This is a genomic window from Acrocarpospora macrocephala (assembly GCF_009687865.1).
Taxonomy (GTDB): Bacteria; Actinomycetota; Actinomycetes; order Streptosporangiales; family Streptosporangiaceae; genus Acrocarpospora; species Acrocarpospora macrocephala.
This window is the reverse complement of sequence record NZ_BLAE01000011.1, coordinates 72850-91937: the sequence shown is the minus strand read 5'-3', so window position 1 is coordinate 91937 and position 19088 is coordinate 72850. Positions and strand designations below refer to the sequence as shown.

The window sequence follows — 19088 nt, the reverse complement described above, 5'->3', positions numbered from 1 at the left end:
ACGAGCCGCATCCGGGGAACATGGCCTCTCCTCGTCTAGGGTTCTCTCCTTGGAGTCTGACGCGAGAAGGCTTGGAATGCTGGGCGTGGGCACATGGTTGTGTCCGATGAAGAAGGGAGTCGTGTGTGGCGACGATCGAGGTAACCGAGAAGAACTTCAACGAGATCGCGGACAGCGGGATCGTCTTGCTCGACTTCTGGGCGGCGTGGTGTGGGCCCTGCCGGACGTTCGGGCCGATCTTTGAGAAGGCGTCCGAGCAGCACGCGGACATCACGTTCGGCAAGATCGACACGGAGGCGCAGCCCGCGCTGGCGCAGGGTTTCGACATCACCGCGATTCCCACCATCATGGCGGTCCGGGATGGCATCGTGGTGTTCTCCCAGCCGGGAGCCCTGCCGGGGGCGGCGCTCGAGGATCTGATCAAGCAGTTGCGGGCGCTGGACATGGACGCGATCCGCGCTGAGATCAACTCCGAGCTGAAGCCGAGCTAGGCAAACGAAACAGGGCCTCCCACCGGAGGCCCTGTTCGTTGTTGGAGTTCATGGCCGATTTGGAAGCGGCCGGTTAGAGCTTGCGGCCGACGCCGCCGAAGCCGACTGAGGCGTGGGTGTCGGGGAGGTAGGTGTCTGCGTCGGGGCGCCAGTCGCGGGGGGCGACCAGGCCGGGGTCGAGGAGTTCGTAGCCGTCGAAGAACGGGAGGATTTCCTCGTATTCGCGTAGGGCCAGGGCTGCGGTGGCCTTCTTGTAGATCTCCAGGGCCGCTTCGCTGACGTCGGGGATCGCGGGTGTGGCGTGGGTGAGGGCGAGGTAGCTGCCGGGGGCGCTCAGGTCCCGCATCTGGGCGACGATCTCGTACGGCTTGTCGGCTTCGTGGACGAAGTGCAGGAGCGCGAAGAGGAGGAACGCCACCGGGCGGTCGAAGTCGATCTCCTGGCTGACCTTGGCCAGCAGGTCGTCGGGCTGGCGGAAGTCGCCCATGACGACCTCCACGTTCTCGCCCCGGCTGAGCAGGGCCTGCCCGTGCGCGACCACGACGGGGTCGTAGTCGACATAGACCACCTTGCAGTCCGGCGCGACCCGGTGGGCGATCTCGTGCACGTTGCCCTGGGTGGGCAGGCCCGAGCCGATGTCCACGATCTGGCGGATCCCCGCCTCGGCGAGGCAGTGCACGGTCCTGGCAAGGAATGCCCGATTCTCCAGCGCCGCCGCCCTGACGTCGGGGAACAGACTGGTCATCTGCTCCGCCGCGGCCCGGTCGGCGGCGAAGTTGTCCTTGCCCCCCAAGTAGTAGTCATACATGCGGGCCACATTGGGCGTATTCGGATCGACGCCGGGCGGCGGCTGGCTCATCGGTTCTCCCCTGACAGCGGAGAGACGATCATACGGCGAAATCCCGAAATATCATCACTGGGCCCGGTAGAGTTCGGCGACCCGGAACGCCAGGTCGAGCGACTGACCCCGATTGAGCCGGGGATCGCACGCGGTCTCGTAGCGCAGCGCCAGATCGCCCTCCACGATCGGGTGGCCGCCGCCCACGCACTCGGTGACGTCGTCGCCGGTGAACTCGATGTGGATGCCGCCCGGGTGGGTGCCCAGCGCGCGGTGCACCTCGAAGAACCCGGCCACCTCGTCCAGCACGTCGTCGAGCCGCCGGGTCTTGTAGCCCCCGGCCGCCTCGAAGGTGTTGCCGTGCATCGGATCGCACACCCAGGCCACCGCCGCCCCGCTGGCGGTGACCTTCTCCACCAGCATCGGCAGCGCCTCGCGGACCTTGCCCGCGCCCATCCGGGTGATGAAGGTGAGCCGCCCCGGCTCGTTGTCCGGGTTGAGCTTCTCGACCAGGGTGAGCGCCTCCTCCGGCGTGGTGGCCGGGCCCAGCTTCACCCCGATCGGGTTGCGGATCTTGCTGAAGAACTCCACGTGCGCGCCGTTCAGTTGCCGGGTGCGCTCGCCGATCCAGACCATATGCGCGGACACGTCGTAGGCCAGCCCGGTACGCGAGTCGATCCGGGTCAGCGCGTGATCATAGTCGAGGATCAGCGCCTCGTGCGAGGAGTAGAACTCAACAGTGTGGAATTCCTCGGGTTCGGCCCCGCAGGCGCGCATGAACGCGAGCGCGTGGTCGATCTCGCGGGCCAGCCGCTCATACCGCTGCCCGGCCGGGGAACCGGCCACGAAGTCCTGGTTCCAGGCGTGCACCTGGCGCAGGTCGGCGTAGCCGCCCTTGGTGAAGGCGCGGGCCAGGTTGAGCGTCACCGCCGAGGAGTGGTAGGCGCGCAGCAACCGGCCCGGGTCGGGGACCCGGGCCTCGGGGGTGAAGTCGAAGCCGTTGACCATGTCGCCCCGGTAGGCGGGCAGCTCCACGCCCTGCCGGGTCTCGGTGTTCTTGGAGCGCGGCTTGGCGAACTGCCCGGCCAGCCGCCCGATCTTGACCACCGGCACCCGGCCCGCGTAGGTGAGCACGATCGCCATCTGGAGCAGCGTCTTGAGCTTGTTCCGCACGTTGTCGGCGGTGGCCCCGGCGAAGGTCTCGGCGCAGTCGCCGCCCTGCAGCACGAAGGCCTCGCCCCGGGCGACCGCGGCCAGGTGGTCCTTGAGCTGGTCGCACTCGCCGGCGAAGACCAGCGGCGGCAGCCCCTTGAGCTCGGCCACCACGTGGTCCAACGCGGCCCGGTCGGGCCATTCGGGCTGCTGGGCGGCGGGCAGGTCACGCCAGGTATCGAGGTTCAGAGCGCTCACGACAACCCAGGTTATTGCACGGCGTCCACCGTCACCGCCCTCATGTCCACGTGGTGAGACCGTACATGTTCCGGCAGGAAGCCGAGCCCGACCACCCGCCCGGCCAGCCGCTTCAGCGGTCCGGGGATGTTTCTGGCCGCGCCGCCGAGGTCCTGGGAGAGCTCCTGGCCGGACAGGACCTTGGCGATGACCCGGTTCTGGATCAGCAGTTGCAGGAACTGGGTGGCCACCGTCGGGTACATCCGCCGCCGCTGCACCCGGGCCAGCAGCGAGTCCGGCACCGGGTCGAGCACCGGGCGCCTGCGCCGCTCGGCCTTCGCCATCGGCCCGGCCAGGATGTTGGCCGCCGCCACCGCGTCCTGCACGGCCAGGTTGATGCCGACGCCGGCGATCGGGGACATGGCGTGCGCGGCGTCACCGATCACCAGCAGCCCGGGCAGGTGCCATCGGCGCAGCCGGTTCACGCGCACGGTGAGCACGCGCACGTCGTCGAAGGTCAGCGCGTCCGGCTCGAGGAAGGGCACCAGACGCTGGACGGTGTCCCGGAAAGCGGCCACGCCGCGCGCCTTGAGCGCCTCGTAGCCGCCCTTCGGGATCAGATAGGCCAGCTGCCAGTAGGTGTCCCGGTTGATCGCCGCGACGCCGACGCCGACGCCCGGCCGCAGGAACGTCTCCACCGGGTCGCCGTCGTGCCGGTCCAGCCGGAACCAGGCCACGTCCATCGGCGCGCCCAGCTCGACCGGCTGGAACCCGGCCGCCCGCCGCAGGTCGGACCCCCGCCCGTCGGCCGCGACGGTGAGCGCCGCCCGGATCTCCCGCTCCCGCCCCTCCTCCCGGTACTTCACGCCGCGTACGGCTCCTCTGTCCTTAATGTCGCCGTCCCTGACCAGGTCGTACGCCTCCGCCCGCATGATCAGCCTGAAGTTGGGCAGCCGGGCGGCGGCCGCGGTGATCATGTTCAGGAAATCCCACTGCGGCACCATCGCGACATGCCGGTACCGGCACGGCAGCCGCCGGAAGTCGGCCAGCGGCACCAGCTCCTCGCCGGTGTTCAGCGCCAGGAACGGCAGGGTGTGGTGCGGCAGCTTCTCGAACTCCGCCATCAGGCCCAGCTCGTCCAGGACCTGCAGGGTCGACGGATGGATGGTGTCGCCCCGGAAGTCGCGCAGGAAGTCGGCGTGCTTCTCCAGCAGGGTCACGTCGATCCCGGCCCGGGCCAGCAGCAGCCCCAGCATCGCCCCCGCGGGCCCGCCGCCCGCGATCACGCACGTGGTGTCGGTCATAATTCATCACCCCTTGAAATATGGTGTCACCCGCCGGTGGCCGGCTGAAGCCGCCTACCCGGGAAAAATCCCGGCAACCCCGCCAATCCACGGGGACCCTGGTGGCGAATAGCCCAGTGTGAACGAGGTTGTGTCCATGCTCGCGGCGGGACGCGGCCCGGGGCTCGAGGAGCTGCTGGGCGAGGTCGCGCGCGGCGATGAAGCGGCTTTCGAGCGGTTCTACGACCGCGTCAGCGGCCAGGTCTTCGGGCTGATCCGCCGGGTCCTGCGGGACCGGGCCCAGGCCGAGGAGGTGGCCCAGGAGGTCCTGGTCGAGATCTGGCGCACGGCCGCCCGGTTCGACCCCGGCAGGGGGAGCGCCCTGTCCTGGGTCCTGACGATGGCGCACCGCCGCGCGGTCGACCGGGTCAGGTCGGCGCAGGCCGCCACCGACCGGGAGGAACGCGCCGCCCGGCTGGACAACGACGTCGCCTACGACCAGGTCGCCGAGGCGGTGACCACCCGGCTGGAGGGCGAACGGGTGCGTCGCTGCCTCGACGGCCTGACCGACCTGCAACGCCAGGCGGTCACGATGGCGTATTACGGGGGATACAGCTACCCGGAAGTAGCCGGGTTGCTCAAGGTGCCACTGGGCACAGTCAAGACACGCATGCGCGACGGACTGGTTCGACTGCGCGACTGCATGGGGGTGGACAAATGAACGACGACCTCCACACCCTCTCGGGGGCGTACGCGCTGAACGCACTGCCGCACCGGGATCAAGGGTTGTTCGAGGAGCACCTGGCGCGCTGCGAGGCGTGCGCGGACGAGGTGCGCGGGCTGCGCGAGACCGCGGCGCGGCTGGCCGCGGGGGTGGCCGAGCCGCCGCCGCTCGCCTTGAAGCGGCGGGTGCTGGCCGAGATCGCGCAGGTGCGGCAGGAGCCGCCGAGGCCGGTCAGGACCGAGCGCGCGAACGTGGTGCCGCTGGCTCCGCGCTGGCGGTCCCGGCTGGCCGTCGGGCTGGCGGCGGCCTCGGTGGCCGCGGCCGTCACGGTCGGGGTGGTGGCGGTCAACACCGTCCAGCAGCGGGACCGCACGCTGGAGGAGACCCAGCAGCTGCTGGCCGCGACCCAGAACCTGCTGGCCGCGCCGGACGCCGTGGTCCGGCGGGTGCCGATGACGGGCGGCGGCGGGGCGACCATCGTGCTCTCGCCGCACCAGGGCAAGCTCATGTTCGCCTCGGACATGCCCGGGCTGCCGTCCGACCAGACGTACCAGATGTGGCTGATCGGCCCGACCGGGATCCACTCGGCCGGTCTGGTGGACGGCGGCGGCGGGGTCAGGACGGCCACGCTGGCCGTCCCCGGCGAGGCGGAGCGGTTCGGCGTGACGGTCGAGCCCGCGGGCGGTTCCCGGCAGCCGACCACCACGCCGATCCTGCTCACGAAGCTCGCCTGAGCACCTCCAGGGCCCGGACCAGGCTCTCGGTGGCCAGCCCGCGGATCCGCGCGTAGGACTCCTCGGGGTACTGCCGGGGGCCGTTCTCCACCAGCAGGATCAGGTAGAGATAGGCCCGGTAGAGCGCGACCCTGACCTCGGTGGTGTGGGTGAACAGGCCGCGCCCGCCGCCCCCGTCGTGGTATCCGGCCAGCATCGGGTCGTCGCCCTGGATCTCGCCGAAGATCGTCGGGGTGACGAAGTCGGCGATCGGGTCGCCCCAGAACGCCCGCTCGTGGTCGATGAGCGCCTCGATCCTGCCGTCCTTGAGGAAGACGTTGCCGGGCCAGATGTCGAAGTGCACCAGATGGGGGGTGACGATCTCGTCCAGCGCGGCGGCGTTGGTGTGGAACAGGCGGGCGATCTCCAGGATGGTGGCGGGCAGCGGCGTGTCGTAGCGCACGGCGTCGTCCAGCAGCGCCCCGGCCATGACCAGGAACGCCTCCCGCCAGGTGCCGCCGGTGAGTCCCGCGTACGGGTAGCCGAACACGCCCGTGCCCGGGATCGTGTGCAGCGTGGCCAGGTGGCGGCCGAGCTCGAAGCGGATCTCGCGGTCCTGGGCGGGCTCCAGGGTGGCATGGTTCCACGGCACCCCGTCCAGAGCGGCCAGGATCAGGTAGTCGCCGCCGATCAGAGCGTCGTCGAAACCCGCGTGCAGCAGCGCGGGGAGCGGCAGGCCGGCGCCGGCCGCGAGGTCGTAGACCATCGCCTCGGTGCGCAGCAGGTCCCGCTCGTAGGTGAGGAGTTTCAGGTCGGGTGGGGGGCCGACTTTGAGCACGACGTCCCGGCCGTCCTCCAGGCCGAGCCGCCAGACGGCGTTGGCGAAGCCGTCGGGTAACTCCTCGGAGGAGACCATCCCGACGCCCAGCGCGCCAAGCACGAGGGCGTCCAGTTCGGCGGCGGAGAGCCGCCGTTTCGTCCTGCTGTCCATAGGTGTGGGTTCCTAGATGATGGCGAGGGTCCAGGCGGCCTCGTGCGTGTCTCCGGGCTTGAGCACGATCAGGTCGGTGCCGGAGTTGAACGCGTCCGGCGGGCAGGTCATGGGTTCGACGGCCAGCCCGCGGAAGCCGAGCCCGGTCCCGGTGCAGACCTGAACCCAGGGCAGCACCCGCGGGTCCCACGACATCTCCAGGCCGCCTTCCGGGCCGCGCACCCGCACCCGCCCGGCCGTCAGGCCGGTGAAGGCGTGGTCGATCGCCGTCTCCCCGATCTGGCGGGGGGCGCGGTAGTCGTACGGCGTGTACGTGACGTCCTCCAGCGTCACGGGCGCGAGGATGTCGTTGACGAGCAGGACCTTGGCCGCGGGCAGATCCAGCTCGTACTCCCGCACGTCCGGACCGGCGAGCAGCCACGGGTGCGGCCCGGTGCCGTACGGCGCGGCGGTCTCGCCCACGTTCTCGGCGGTCATGGTGGTCGTCAGGCCGTTCGCCGACAGGTCGTGCCGCAGCTCGAACCGCAGCCGGAACGGGTAGCCCGGCTTCGGCTCCAGCGTGTGGGTCAGCCGGATGAACGCGTGCTCGTCCTCGATGGACGCGAACTCCACCGCCGTCCACGGCACGTCCGCGACGAACCCGTGCAGCGCGTGACCCCGGTCGGGCTCGTTGACCGGGAGTTCGAAGCACTCGTCGGCGAACACGTATCGGGCGCCCACCACCCGGTTCGGCCACGGCGCGAGCACCGCCCCGCTGTAGAAGGGGATCGGGCCGTCCTCCGGCCAGCTCGGCATGAGCTCGTGGCCGCCGCGCCAGAGGCCGTGGACGGCGCCGCCGAGCTCGGTGACATCGGCGCGATAGCCACCACCGAGAAGTGTGAACTGGGACACGGGGGTCCTTTCTAGGCATTAGCCGTACCTCAGGCACGGCGGGACCCATATTAATGACAATTCCGGCAAGGCTGTGGGAGCGCTCCCACAGATTAAGGGGACTTTGATGGGATAGTCAACTAATTGGAATCAGGGGATCACCGCAGCTCTCCGGTCCTGATCAGGTCGCCGTACCAGTGGGCGCTGTCCTTCGGGATGCGTTTCTGCGTCTCGAAGTCGACGTGCACGATGCCGAAACGCTGGGCGTAGCCCTCGGCCCACTCGAAGTTGTCGAGCAGCGACCAGACGTGGTAGCCCTCGACCCGCACGCCCGCCTTCATCGCGCGGTGCATCGCGGCCAGGTGGCCGCGCAGGTAGGAGATCCGGTCCTCGTCGGCGACGCGCCCGTCCGCGCCCGGCTCGTCGTCGGTGGCCAGGCCGTTCTCGGTGATGACGAGGGGGACTTCGGGGTAGTCGCGCTTGACCCGGACCAGGATGTCGTGGAAGCCGTCCGGGTAGTCCTCCAGCCAGCCCGCCTGCCGGGTCCGGTGTTTGATCACCCGGCGCTGGTCGGGGCCGACGAAGATGGGCGTGTAGTACTGCACGCCGAGCAGGTCGATCGGCTCGCTGATCGTGGCCAGGTCGCCTTCCCTGATGTGGCTCCGGTCGGCGGGCAGCGTCTCCTCCGGGTAGAACCCCTTGAAGATCGGATCCAGGTAGAGCCGGTTCTCGACGGCGTCCTGCCGGACGGCCGCGTCCCTGGCCTCCTGGCTGTCCTCGGCCGGGTAGGTGGGGTGCAGGTTGAGGGCGGGGCCGATCCGGCGTCCAGGGTGCTGCTCGTGCAGCAGGCGGGAGGCCAGGCCGTGCGCCAGCAGCAGGTGGTGGCAGGCCACCAGGGCGCGATCCCAGTCGGCGATCCCGGGCGCGTGCACGCCCTGCCGGTAGCCGCAGTCCACCACGGTCTTCGGCTCGTTGATGGTCAGCCAGTCGCGCGCGTGCAGCGCCCCGAAGACGATCTCCGCGTACTCGGCGAACCGGAGCGCCGTGTCCCGGCTCTCCCAGCCGCCCGCGTCCTGCAGCGCCTGCGGCAGGTCCCAGTGGAACAGCGTCACCATCGGCCGGATGCCGCGCTCGACCAGGCCGTCGATCAGCCGCCGGTAGAAGTCCAGGCCCTTCTGGTTGGCCTTGCCGGACCCGTTGGGCTGGATCCGCGGCCAGGCCACCGAGAACCGGTAGCTCTGCAGGCCGAGGTCGCGCATCAGGTCGAGGTCCTGCGCGTAGCGGTGGTAGTGGTCGGCGCCCGGGTCCCCGGTGTCGCCGCCGCGCACCTTCCCGGGCGTGGCGGCGAAGGTGTCCCAGATGGACACCCCCCGGCCGTCCTCCTTGGTCGCTCCCTCGATCTGGTACGCCGACGTGGACGCGCCCCAGACGAAGTCGCTGGGGAACCTCAAGGCGTTCATGGGCCTCCTAGATGGATTGGCGCAGGCACTGACCGGTATCAGCAGGAATACGGTACGACGAGTTATTCCAGCCATCGCCGCGGCGTCTCCAGCATCTGCTTCACCGCGCCCAGGAACAGCGCGGCGTCCCGCCCGTTGACCACCCGATGGTCGAAGGCGAGCCCGAGCTGCACGGTCTGCCGGACCGTGAAACCATCATCGGCCGGCGCCACCTCCTGCTGCGTCGCCGCCAGCGACAGCGCGCACACGTGGCCCGGGTAGACGATCGGGATGGCGAGCGTGATCGCGCCGTCGTTGTGCAGGGTGACGGCGATGTTGGCGCCCTCCAGGTCCCGCTCCCGGAAGCTGCCGCGCAGCGCGGTCATCCGGTAGTCCATGAGCTCGCGGGCGACCGAGTCCAGCGGCCGCGCGTCCGCGTCGCGGACGACCGGGATGAACAGGCCCTTGCCGACGTCGATGGTGACCCCGACGTGCGCGCCCTCGGCGAGCCGGACGTAGCCGGGCTCGACCAGGGTGGCGAACAGCAGCGGGAACTCGGCCCGCTGGTCGGCGACGGCCTTCACCACCAGCTCGGACAGGCCGATCAGGGTACGCGCGTGCTTGGACAGGTCGCGGGTGAGCTTGGCCGTGCCGGTGACGTCGATCTTGACGGCGGTGAAGGCGGCCGGGATCGTCTGGTGCGAGCGGCTGACCACGTCACCGGTCAGCCGCTGCGCCTTGCTCAGCGCGACGAGTCCGGCGCGGGCGTCCGGTTCGGGGGCGCGGGTGAGGGCCTCCACGTCCTCGCGGCGGATCACCTTCTTGCCGAGCGTGCGCAACCGCTCCGCGGGCACCCCGAGCTCCTCGATGAGCGCCCGCGCGGGAGCGGTGATGACGATCTCCCCGGCGTCCTGCTGCCCGGCCGCCACGCTCACCTGCTGGGGTACGGCCTCGCCGGGCGCCTGCAACCGGGCGATGAGCTGCCCGGGTTCGCAGTCGGAGCCCTCGGCCACCACCCGGCGCAGGATGCCCGCGTCCTCGGCGAGCAGCTCCTCGGCGGTCTTGGAGGTCTCCACCACGACCAGCGGATCGCCGATCGCCACCGCCTCGCCGTCGGCGGCCAGCCACTCCACCAGGATGTAGCTGGTGTCGTTGTTGTTGAGCTTGGGCACCCTGATCTCGATCACGCCAGCACCGCTCTCCTGATGGTGTCCGCCTGGACGAGGACCTCGCGTTCCAGGTGCGCGGCCGTGGGGATGATCGAGTCGGCCGCGCTGACCAGCCGGATGGGCCCGGACAGGGAGGCCCACAGCTCGGGATGGAGCAGCCGGGACACCTCGGCCCCCCAGGTGCCGCCCGCGGAGCCGTCCTCGGCCACGACGATCGTTCCCGCGCCGCGCAGCACCTGCATGACGGGGGCCGGGTCGAGCGGGTAGAGGCGTTCCGGGACCAGCAGCACGCAGGTGATCTCGTGGTCGATGAGCAGGTCGCGCATGGCTTCCAGGGCGCGGTCGGTCAGCCCGCCGGGAGCGATGAGCACGCAGTCCGGGGGCAGGTCGCCGTCGGCGTAGACGCGGGCCCAGCCGCCGACCAGCTCGAACCTGAACAGGTCGTCGACGACGCCGTCCCGGCAGATCCGCCGGGTGTAGAGGACCTTGTCCTCGAAGAGCACGCAGGGGTTCTGGCGGGCGAACATGGTGGCCAGCAGGGCGTGCGCGTCGTGGAAGGGGCTCAGCTCGTACAGGTCCAGGCCGGGGATGCCGATGAAGTGTTTCTGCAGGCTCTGGCTGTGGGTGGGGCCGTAGCCGCGCCGGCCGCCGGTGGGGCAGCGGACGATGAGGGGGATCGGGACGCGCCTGCCGTACATGGTGGTGGACTTGCTGGCGAAGTTGAGCAGCTGGTCGAAGGCGAGGGCGGCGAAGTCGCCGAACATGATCTCGACGATGGCGCGGTCGCCCGCCAGGGCGAGACCGGCGCCGACGCCGACGATGCCGCCCTCGCTGAGCGGGGTGGAGATGACCCGGGAGCCGTGCTTGGTGGACAGGCCCTTAGTGATCTTGAAGGCGCCGCCGTAGGGGTCGACGATGTCCTCGCCGAGCACGTGCACGGCGGGGTCGGCGTCCAGCAGCGCGTGCAGCGCCTCGTTCAGGTGCTCGGCGACCCTCATGGCCGCTCCCATTCCGACGCCGGGCGGATCAGCACGTCGTCGACCATCCGGGCGATGAAGGCGCGCTGCTCCTCGTCCAGGCGGGCGAACTGCTCGGGGAACGCCTCGGCGTAGCGCGGGTGCCAGTCGCCCTCGGCCGCCTCGCGCAGCTCCTCCGGGGTGCGCGTGTCGTCGCCCTTGCTGTGCGGCCCGGCCCGATGCACCGCGATCTCGGCGACCACGGGCCGGAACTCGGATCTGACCACGGCCGCCAGCGGGGCCAGCTCGGCCCGGATCACGTTCACGTCCACCGACTCGATCCGGTGGTGCAGCACGCCGAACCCGGCCGCGCGGCCCGCGATCGAGCCGGACAGCTGCGCGGTCGTGGGCGTGGACTGGGCGATCCGGTTGTGCTCCACCACGACCAGCAGGGGCGCCCGCCACAGCTGCGCCATGTTCAGCGCCTCGTAGACCGACCCCTCACCCCACGTCCCGTCCCCAATGTACGCGCAGGCGAGCCGTCCCGGCGTGACCCGCTTCAGCCGCAGCGCCACCCCGACCGCCACCGGCAGGCTCTCGCCCTGCACGCCGGTGGACAGGAACCGCTCGTGGTAGACGTGCTGGCTGCCGCCGACGCCGTTGCAGACCGCCCCGGCCCGGCCCATGATCTCGGCCAGCAGCGCGTGCGGCTCGTCGTGCCTGGCCAGGAAGTGACCGTGGCCGCGATGGTTGCTGAACACGTAGTCGTCCGGGTCGAGCAGACCGCTGACCGCGACGGGGACGTGCTCCTGGCCCAGGCAGGTGTGCGTCGTGCCGTTGAGCTGGCCACGTTCGAACAGGCGCAGCAGCGCCCGCTCGAAATGCCTGATCCTGAGCATGCGCCCCAGATCCGCGTCGGCCACGGGCGTCAGCGCCCGCACCCGCTCCTGAATCGCGCCGATCATGTGGTCGCTATCCTGCCTTCCTTCGTACGGGCCGCGAGCGCCGCCAGCGCGGCTTGCCGCCGGTTCGGGCGCAGTGCGGTGAGATGGGTCTCCAGCGCGTCCTCATCGAGGGACGCGATGAAGTCACGGGCCGACGCGCGAGACCGTCGCGACAGCTCGTGGTAGAGGTCGGGATGGGCCAGCACGGCCGACAGCGCGTCCGCCCACGGCCCCAGGTCCTGCTCGGGCACCACGGGAACCGGCCGCGCGTGGCCCGCCGACTCGTACTTCTCGATCCGCCGCACCGGCAGCAGATAGGGCACGCCCAGCTTGGCCTCGGCCAGGCCGCCGACGTCGGCGGCCAGCACCGGGATGCCGCGCGCCATCGCCTCCACGCAGGTGTAGCCGAACGTCTCGTCCCACAACGACGGCATCAGCAGCACCCGGGTGCGGGCCAGGATGTCGTCGATCTCGTCGGACGGCTCGATCACCGTGATGTTCGGCCGCCGCTCCAGCTCGGCCAGCTCCTGCGTGGTCGTCCCCCAGGTGGGCACGGCCAGGAACGGCACGTCGGGCCGCGCGTCGGCCAGCCCGAGGAGGATGGGCAGCCCTTTGTAGCCGCACGGGTTGATCATCGTGACGTGCGTGCCCTCGGTCCGCTCCTGCGGATCCCCGTAGATGTGCGGGTAGATCAGCGTCGACCGCAGCTCTCCCCACCGCTCCATGTACGACTGCGCCGCCTTGCTCACGGCCAGCACGCTCGCCGCCCGCTTCACCATCCGGGTCCCCGCCCCGCTCGGATAAAACGAGCCGGGGCCGAACGGCAGCTGCTGCAGCGTGTGCGCGAGATACACCACCCGCTCCGGCGTCGCCTTCAGCGCCGCCCCCAGCATCAGCAGGCCGGGATCGTCGGACGGCACCAGCGTCCAGTCCGGCTTGACCTCGGCCGCCACCTCCCCGACCCGGCGGGCCAGCTGCGGCGGACGCGCGACCGCGCACGCGTTCACCCCCTTGTACGCGTACTCCACCCCGTCCTCGGTGACCGACTTGATCGTGGCGCCGAGATCCCGTAGGTAGGCCACGTGCTCGTCCACGGAGGTGGCCCGAAGCGCGCCGGACATCGGCGCCACCACGTGGCACTCGTGGCCGCGCGCCGCGAGCTGCTCCAGCAGGACCCGGTTGGACTTGTTCGCCCCGCCGTGACTCGGCAGGTGGAACATGTTCTGGGCCAGCAGCACCCTCATGCGTCTTCCGAGAGCAGCTCGCTGATCTCGTCGTCGGACATGCCCTCAAGCTGCTTGAGCAACTCGGCCAGCTCCTCCTCGCCGACCGCGTCCAACCGGCCCTGGTCGATCGCCTTGGCCACCTCGGCGACCGTGAAGCCGGAGGTGAACAGGACGTCGATGGGGAGCTCCACGCCGTACTGCTCCTCGACCCTGGCCAGGAACTGGACCATGGTCAGCGACTGGCCGCCGAGCTCGAAGAAGTCGTCATGCGGGGTCGGCGGGGCCTGCCCGAGCAGCTCGGTCCAGATCTCCGTCACGGCGGACTCGGTGGGGGTCATGCCAAAATCCTTTCAGCGGGAGAATCAGCGGCTGTCCGTTTGGCTGTCAGCTCCGCGAGGCCGGCCAGGTCGTCCGGCTCGGCGTCGGGAGTGTCCCGGTCGAAGTGGGCGAGCGCGGGATGGCGCAGCGCGATGACGATGGTGACCGCCATCGCCAGGCCGCAGATCAGGTAGAGCAGGCCGATGCCGCGCCCCTCGCCCACCCCGATCAGCGCGCCCACGGTCGGCGCGAGCGCGCCGCCTTCCCGCAGCAGCGGTTCGAAGACCAGCCCGGCCGCCCACGCCTGCACGGCTAGGCCGATCGGCTGGGTGGACATGGCCAGCATCTGGTTGATCGAGATCACCCGGGCGTGGTAGCGCTGCGGGACCTTGGCGTGGATGATCGTGATCCAGATGCCGTCGCCGATCGACATCATCAGCGCCATCCCGGCCGCGCACACCGCGATCAGCGCCAGCGACGGGCGCAGGCCCATCGCGAAGGCGAACGCCGCCACGACCCCCACCGAGGCGAGCATTCCGAACATCCGCCGGCGTTTCGGGCCGCCCCAGAGGGAGATGGCGAAACCGCCCGCGACCGCGCCCAGACCGGCGATCACCGCGATCCTGCCGGTGTCGGCCAGATCCCCGATCGACAGCACCAGCGGCGAGATCATCACGAACGCGGTGAACAGGAAGAAGTTCACGGCGAACATGGTCAGCGCCATCGCCCGCAGGCCGCGCCGCCGCCACAGGTAGCGGAAGCCGTTACGGATCTCCGCGCCGACGCTCTCCCGCCGCGTCCAGGCCAGCCGCTTCGGGAACGGCGTGAGCAGGGTGACCGTGACGGCGACCACGTAGCAGGCCACGTTGGCGATCAGGATGCCGGCCAGGCCGATCGCGGCCAGCACGCCGACCGCGAACAGCGGCACCATCAGGCGGCCGATCGCGTTGCCGAGCTGGAGCACGCCGCCGGCGTGGCCGAGGTAGTGCTTGGGCGCCAGCTGCGGCACCGCCGACGACCAGGCCAGTCGTTGCACGGTCAGCGAGATGGACAGCAGCGTCAGGATGCCGTACAGGGCGGGCATGGACAGGTTGCCGGTGAGCAGCAGGGCCAGCATCACGGCCTGCAGGGCCAGGCAGGCGCCGTCCCCGGCCAGCATGGCGAGACGGCGGTCGTTCCGATCCACCAGCGCGCCGATCACGGGGGACAGCACGAGCCCCGGCACCAGGCCGATGATGGCGAACAGGCTGAACTGGAGCAGCGAGCCGGTCTGCAGGTAGGCCCAGATCGGCACGGCGAACTCGGTCATCGCGGTGCCGATCATCGACACCATCTGGCCGCCCGCGACGCGCAGGAACCGGCCGAGCCGGGCGTCGGCGGGTGGCGCCTCCCGGGAGACCGCCTCTTTTCGCCATGTTCCGCCCTCGTGCGGGCCGTCCAGCGACCGGTGCACCGTGGTGACGATCCTGGCGAGTTCGTCGGCGCGGTAGCGGAGGAAGTAGTGCCCGGCCTCGTCGATGACGACCAGGGCCGTGGTTCTGGCGGTGACGTGCCAGTCCCGGTACCGCTCCGGGTAGTAGTCGGTGATCGGGTCGCGGCTGCCGACGATCGAGATGACCGGCGCGGACAGCAGCGGCGCGCCGGTCTCGAACAGGTCGGTGAAGTACTCCTCGCCCGCGCGGGCGTCGCCGCGCATGGTCGCGACGATCGCCTCCACCTGGGCGGTGTCCAGGCCGTCCAGGTCGGCGCCGATGGCGCGCAGCCAGGCGGCGTCGCCGTTGCCGCTGAGCGTGCGCTCGCGGCGGAAGTAGCGGGCCAGCAGGCCGTTGAGGCCCTTGCGGGGGGCGGCGAAGGGGAAGCTGCCGCCGATGTAGACGGCGTCGATCGTGCGCCCGGCCCGCTCCACCCGGCGGGCGATCTCGGTGGTGAGGGCGCTGCCGACGCAGTGGCCGTACAGGACGAGCGGGCCGCGGACGGTGGCCAGGATCTCGGCGGCGATCCGCTCGGCGGCCTCGTGGAAGGGCAGCGCGTTCTCCTCGACGCCCAGCTCGTGGCCGGGCAGGGCGACCGCGTGCAGGGCCACGCCCTCCGGCAGCGCCTCGGCGAGGGACTGGTAGACGACCGCGCTGCCGCCGCCGTACGGCACGCAGACCAGCGTCGCCGTGGCCGGGCCCGGGGGAGTGAGGCGGACCAGCAGCCCCCGGCCCTCGTCGAGGGGCCCGTCCATGAGGGCGGCCAGGGCGGCGATCGTACGGTTGGCGAGCGCGTCCACGACGCTGACCGGGCGTTCCGGGAGGACCTGGCGGAGGCGGGCGATCATCCGGATCATCAGCAGCGAGTGGCCGCCCAGCGCCATGAAGTCGTCCTCGACGCCGACGTCCCGGCCGAGCACCTCCCGCCAGACGTCCGCGATCACCCGCTCGGTCTCCGTGCGCGGCCCGGCCGTGCTAACGATCGCCGCGGGCTCGGGCAGGGCTTTCCTGTCCACCTTGCCGTTGGCGTTGAGCGGGATCGTGTCCAGCTCGGTGAACGCGACCGGGACCATGTAGTCGGGCAGCCGCAGCGCGCAGTGCCCGGCCAGATCCTCGGCCGGCCCTGCCGCGACGTAGTAGGCGACCAGGCGGTCATCCCGCACGATGGCCACCGCGTCCCGTACGCCCGGATGGTCCAGCAGAGCCGCGCGGACCTCGTCCAGCTCGATCCGGTAGCCGCGGATCTTGACCTGGTCGTCGAAACGGCCGAGGAAGGCGACGTTCCCGTCGGGCAGCCAGTGCACGCGGTCGCCGGTGCGGTAGACGCGCTCGCCCTCGAAGGTGACGAATCGTTCGGCGGTGAGGTCGGGGCGGTTCACGTAGCCCCGGGTCACGCCGGTTCCGCCGACGTAGAGCTCGCCGGGGACTCCGGCGGGGACGAGCTTGCCGGCCGGGTCCCGGACATACATTCGCATGTTGGGCAGCGGGCGGCCGATGGGCACGACCTCGTGGTGCTGGCGGCGGACGATCGGGTAGATACAGGTGCCGACCGACGCCTCGGTGGGGCCGTACTCGTTGATCAGGCGGCCGGGGCCGAGGATCTCCAGCCAGCGGTCGGCCAGCGAACCGGGTAGCGCCTCGCCCGCCACGACGATCACTCCGGCCAGTCGCGCGGCGCGCGCGTCGTCGAGCTGGTGGCCGAGGATTTCGAGGTGACCGGGCGTGAGCTTAATAAAGCTGAAGGGTCCGGAGCGTGCCAGAATCTCGCCGAGCTCAGACAGGTCCACGTCTTGCGGGAGGATCGTCACGGTCTGACCGGCCACCAGCGGGGCCCACAGGTTGGGCACCACCAGGTCGAACGCGACAGATCCCATCAGCGGCGCGCCGCCGGAGCCCTTCGAGGCGAGCTCCCGCACGGCCCACCAGACGTGGTTGAGCAGCCCTCGGTGGGTGACCTGCACGCCTTTCGGACGTCCGGTCGAACCCGAGGTGAAGATCACATAGGCCAGCCGGTCGAGGTCGTAGGGCACGTCCGGCGGGGTCGCGGGCTGCGCCTCGATCGACGGATCCGCGATGTCGAGCACCGCGACGCCGGTGAACAGGTCGGCGTAGGCGGCCTCCGTCACCACTAATCGGGTTTCGGCGGTTTCGAGCATGTCCGCGATCCGCCGCGCCGGGAACGCCGGATCCATCGGCACGTAGGCCGCGCCCGCCTGCCACACCCCGAGCAGCGTCGAGATGAGGTCGGGAGACCGATCCAGCAGCACGCCGACCGTCGACTCCGTGCCCACGCCCAGCTCCCGCAGCCGGTTGGCGATCCGGTTCGCCCGCGCGTGCAACTGCTCGTAGGTCGTGGCGACCCCGTCGAAGACGATCGCGGCGCCGTCCCGCCGCTCCTGGAGCAGCTCCGGCAGCGGCGTCTCGGGATAGGGCGCCGCCGAGTCGTTCCACGGCCCGCGGATGAGCTCCCGCTCCTCGGGCGTCACCAGCTCCAGCGCCGACAGCGGCAGCGCGGGATCGGCGGCGATCTGCCCGGCCAGCCAGTGGAAGTGCCGGGACATGCGGTCGATCGTGTCGTCGTCCAGCACGTCCCTGCGGTAGGTGAAGTCGAGCCCCACCCGGTCCCCGTCCAGGTGCACGAGCAGCGACAGCTCGTACGCCAGGTCGTCGACCTCGTGACCCCAGACCGACACGGTCAGGCCCGGCCAGTCGCCGCCGCGCTGGTCGCGGAAGCCGCGCAGCGAGAAGCTCACCGGGAGGGCCAGGTCGATCGAGGCGCGCTCGGCCAGCAGCGCCAGCGGCAGCTGGCTGGTGAGCGCGCCGCCCACCGAGGAGCGCAGCCGGGCGGCCACCTCGGGGAACGCCGGGTCGCCGGATAAGTCGCCGCGAACCGGGAGGGCGCTGACGAAACAGCCCACGATCGGTTCGAGTTCGACCCGGCGGCGCCCGCCGTTGGTGGAGGCCAGGGTCAGGTCGTGCTCGCCGGTGTAGCGGGCCAGCAGCATGGCGAAGACCGCGAGCAGCGCGGTGAACGGGGTCGTTCCCGGGCCGCCGGCCGCCTGGAGCCTGGGCAGCACGTCCGGCGCGAGAAGCGTCCAGTGGGTGTTGGTCTTGCGGCCGCCGGGGGCCGGGCGCTCGCGGCGCATCGGCAGGCGCACCCCGGTCGCGCCGTCCAGCATGCGCCGCCAGTACTCCACCCGGGCGTCCGGGGTGAGCTCGGCGCGGGACCAGGCCGCGTAGTCGGCGTACTGGATCGGCAGCGGCGGCAGGTCTGGTTCCCGGCCGTCGAGGGCGGCGGCGTAGCGGATGGCGAGCTCGTCGGCGATCAGCCCCATCGACCAGCCGTCGGCGGCGATGTGGTGGCACACCACCAGCAACGCGTGTGAGTCCTCGGCCAGGCGGATCAGGGTGGCCCGGACGACCGGGCCGTCGCGCATGTCGAAGCGGTGGGTGACGGCGTCGGCGGTGACCTCGGCGGCGATGCCCGGAGCGTCGAAGTAGTCCAGCGGCATCGGGAACGGCGGGTGGATCCGCTGGCGGGGTTCGTCCCCCTCGTAGGTGGTCCGCAGGCTCTCGTGCCGGGCCAGCACGCCGTCCAGGGCGGTGGAGAGCGCGGCCAGGTCGAGCGTTCCGTCCAGGCGGAGCCCGAGGGTCGCGTTGGGCGCCGTCCCGTCGAGCTGGTGGCCCAGCCACATCTGGCGCTGCTCGTACGAGCAGGGCAGCAGCTCGCCATCCCGGGGTACGCGCGGAATCGGAGCCTTCGCGCGAGGCGGGAGGAGCCGGGCGAGCGCGGCCTGGCGCTGGGGAGACAGACCTCCGATCGACGAGCGCGGCGCTGAGGTGGATGTCACTGCCACTGAGTGGCCTCTCCTCTTCGAGCTTCGAACATGGGCGAGCTCTGACGAACACACGCACGCAGAAAGCGGCCGACGCGCCATTTTCGGTCGCCCGCCTTATTTTCGGTGCCGTCGTCAAATGCCAAGCTTATTCAGCAATGGGAGCGCTCCCACAGCGCCTCCCAAAGAGATTAAATGAACCCCTCCACCAGCGCAAGACTGATGGCGGTAATTATGTCACACGGTCGCGCGTAAAGCGGATCCGTGTCACATCCGGTGAACAATGGAGTGCGTGGGAGCGCGTCCACCTCCGGCGGGCTTCGTGCAGGTCACGTGCGTTCGACCAGGATAGTGTGATACTTAAAAAAAGTCACGGCCTCGACGTTGAGGAACCGGATGGGCGAGCGTTCCAGATTTCGGGATCACCGT

General features: G+C 70.7%; 15 protein-coding genes. 3 read left to right on the top strand and 12 right to left on the bottom strand.

Annotated elements, in window-relative coordinates; all coding sequences use genetic code 11:
• The first annotated feature begins 125 nt into the window (after positions 1 to 125).
• Positions 126 to 491 carry a thioredoxin gene (gene trxA, locus Amac_RS10715; protein WP_155354181.1) on the top strand — a complete coding sequence of 122 codons (366 nt, stop codon included), beginning with the start codon at positions 126 to 128 and terminating at the stop codon, positions 489 to 491.
• A gap of 73 nt (positions 492 to 564) precedes the next feature.
• Here trxA and Amac_RS10710 read toward each other — a convergent pair whose 3' ends face one another.
• From Amac_RS10710 to Amac_RS10700, 3 genes are read right to left on the bottom strand one after another with little or no spacing between them, the layout of a single operon-like run.
• Positions 565 to 1350: an SAM-dependent methyltransferase gene (locus tag Amac_RS10710; RefSeq protein WP_155354180.1), complete on the bottom strand. Its 786-nt coding sequence runs from the start codon at positions 1348 to 1350 to the stop codon at positions 565 to 567.
• Between the two features lie 54 nt (positions 1351 to 1404).
• Positions 1405 to 2739, bottom strand: a complete 1335-nt coding sequence (locus Amac_RS10705) for a class II 3-deoxy-7-phosphoheptulonate synthase (protein ID WP_218041005.1) — start codon at positions 2737 to 2739, stop codon at positions 1405 to 1407.
• An 11-nt stretch (positions 2740 to 2750) separates the two neighbouring features.
• The gene (locus Amac_RS10700; RefSeq protein ID WP_155354178.1) at positions 2751 to 4022 is read right to left on the bottom strand and encodes an FAD-dependent oxidoreductase; all 1272 of its coding nucleotides are present in this window, start codon (positions 4020 to 4022) and stop codon (positions 2751 to 2753) included.
• A gap of 136 nt (positions 4023 to 4158) precedes the next feature.
• On the opposite strand from Amac_RS10700, the gene Amac_RS10695 reads away from it, so the two are divergent.
• On the top strand, positions 4159 to 4722 hold the full coding sequence (locus tag Amac_RS10695; RefSeq protein ID WP_155354177.1) for a sigma-70 family RNA polymerase sigma factor: 564 nt from the start codon (positions 4159 to 4161) through the stop codon (positions 4720 to 4722).
• Complete coding sequence (locus Amac_RS10690; protein WP_155354176.1) at positions 4719 to 5459, top strand: anti-sigma factor; 741 nt, start codon at positions 4719 to 4721, stop codon at positions 5457 to 5459. The genes Amac_RS10695 and Amac_RS10690 overlap by 4 nt, the downstream gene beginning before the upstream one ends.
• On the opposite strand, the gene Amac_RS10685 is transcribed toward Amac_RS10690, so the two are convergent.
• The 9 genes from Amac_RS10685 to Amac_RS10645 form a co-directional block, all read right to left on the bottom strand.
• Positions 5443 to 6429: a phosphotransferase family protein gene (locus Amac_RS10685; protein ID WP_155354175.1), complete on the bottom strand. Its 987-nt coding sequence runs from the start codon at positions 6427 to 6429 to the stop codon at positions 5443 to 5445. The two genes, Amac_RS10690 and Amac_RS10685, sit on opposite strands and share 17 nt — an antisense overlap.
• 12 nt (positions 6430 to 6441) lie before the next feature.
• The gene (locus Amac_RS10680; protein ID WP_155354174.1) at positions 6442 to 7320 is read right to left on the bottom strand and encodes an aldose 1-epimerase family protein; all 879 of its coding nucleotides are present in this window, start codon (positions 7318 to 7320) and stop codon (positions 6442 to 6444) included.
• Positions 7321 to 7457: 137 nt separating this feature from the next.
• Positions 7458 to 8759 carry a GH1 family beta-glucosidase gene (locus Amac_RS10675; RefSeq protein WP_155354173.1) on the bottom strand — a complete coding sequence of 434 codons (1302 nt, stop codon included), beginning with the start codon at positions 8757 to 8759 and terminating at the stop codon, positions 7458 to 7460.
• A gap of 62 nt (positions 8760 to 8821) precedes the next feature.
• Positions 8822 to 9925, bottom strand: coding sequence for a 2-oxo acid dehydrogenase subunit E2 (locus Amac_RS10670; protein WP_155354172.1), 1104 nt, complete (start codon positions 9923 to 9925; stop codon positions 8822 to 8824).
• Positions 9922 to 10905, bottom strand: a complete 984-nt coding sequence (locus Amac_RS10665) for an alpha-ketoacid dehydrogenase subunit beta (protein ID WP_155354171.1) — start codon at positions 10903 to 10905, stop codon at positions 9922 to 9924. Before Amac_RS10665 ends, Amac_RS10670 begins: the two co-directional genes overlap by 4 nt.
• Positions 10902 to 11828 carry a thiamine pyrophosphate-dependent dehydrogenase E1 component subunit alpha gene (locus Amac_RS10660; protein WP_155354170.1) on the bottom strand — a complete coding sequence of 309 codons (927 nt, stop codon included), beginning with the start codon at positions 11826 to 11828 and terminating at the stop codon, positions 10902 to 10904. The genes Amac_RS10665 and Amac_RS10660 overlap by 4 nt, the downstream gene beginning before the upstream one ends.
• Entirely contained in the window at positions 11825 to 13051 is a 1227-nt protein-coding gene (locus tag Amac_RS10655) for a glycosyltransferase family 4 protein (protein WP_155354169.1), read from the bottom strand. Before Amac_RS10655 ends, Amac_RS10660 begins: the two co-directional genes overlap by 4 nt.
• Positions 13048 to 13371 (bottom strand): phosphopantetheine-binding protein, encoded by a 324-nt coding sequence (locus tag Amac_RS10650; protein WP_155354168.1) that lies wholly within the window; start codon positions 13369 to 13371, stop codon positions 13048 to 13050. The genes Amac_RS10655 and Amac_RS10650 overlap by 4 nt, the downstream gene beginning before the upstream one ends.
• Entirely contained in the window at positions 13368 to 18680 is a 5313-nt protein-coding gene (locus tag Amac_RS10645) for a non-ribosomal peptide synthetase/MFS transporter (RefSeq protein WP_170322428.1), read from the bottom strand. Before Amac_RS10645 ends, Amac_RS10650 begins: the two co-directional genes overlap by 4 nt.
• Positions 18681 to 19088: the final 408 nt, after the last annotated feature.

Excerpts from the sequence above, each read along its gene's own strand:
- Amac_RS10700 (WP_155354178.1), bottom strand. The coding sequence starts at position 4,022 with ATGACCGACACCACGTGCGTGATCGCGGGCGGCGGGCCCGCGGGGGCG.
- Amac_RS10655 (WP_155354169.1), bottom strand. The coding sequence starts at position 13,051 with ATGAGGGTGCTGCTGGCCCAGAACATGTTCCACCTGCCGAGTCACGGC.
- Amac_RS10685 (WP_155354175.1), bottom strand. The coding sequence starts at position 6,429 with ATGGACAGCAGGACGAAACGGCGGCTCTCCGCCGCCGAACTGGACGCC.
- Amac_RS10660 (WP_155354170.1), bottom strand. The coding sequence starts at position 11,828 with ATGATCGGCGCGATTCAGGAGCGGGTGCGGGCGCTGACGCCCGTGGCC.
- Amac_RS10650 (WP_155354168.1), bottom strand. The coding sequence starts at position 13,371 with ATGACCCCCACCGAGTCCGCCGTGACGGAGATCTGGACCGAGCTGCTC.
- Amac_RS10695 (WP_155354177.1), top strand. The coding sequence starts at position 4,159 with ATGCTCGCGGCGGGACGCGGCCCGGGGCTCGAGGAGCTGCTGGGCGAG.
- Amac_RS10690 (WP_155354176.1), top strand. The coding sequence starts at position 4,719 with ATGAACGACGACCTCCACACCCTCTCGGGGGCGTACGCGCTGAACGCA.
- Amac_RS10710 (WP_155354180.1), bottom strand. The coding sequence starts at position 1,350 with ATGAGCCAGCCGCCGCCCGGCGTCGATCCGAATACGCCCAATGTGGCC.
- Amac_RS10665 (WP_155354171.1), bottom strand. The coding sequence starts at position 10,905 with ATGAGGGTCGCCGAGCACCTGAACGAGGCGCTGCACGCGCTGCTGGAC.
- Amac_RS10675 (WP_155354173.1), bottom strand. The coding sequence starts at position 8,759 with ATGAACGCCTTGAGGTTCCCCAGCGACTTCGTCTGGGGCGCGTCCACG.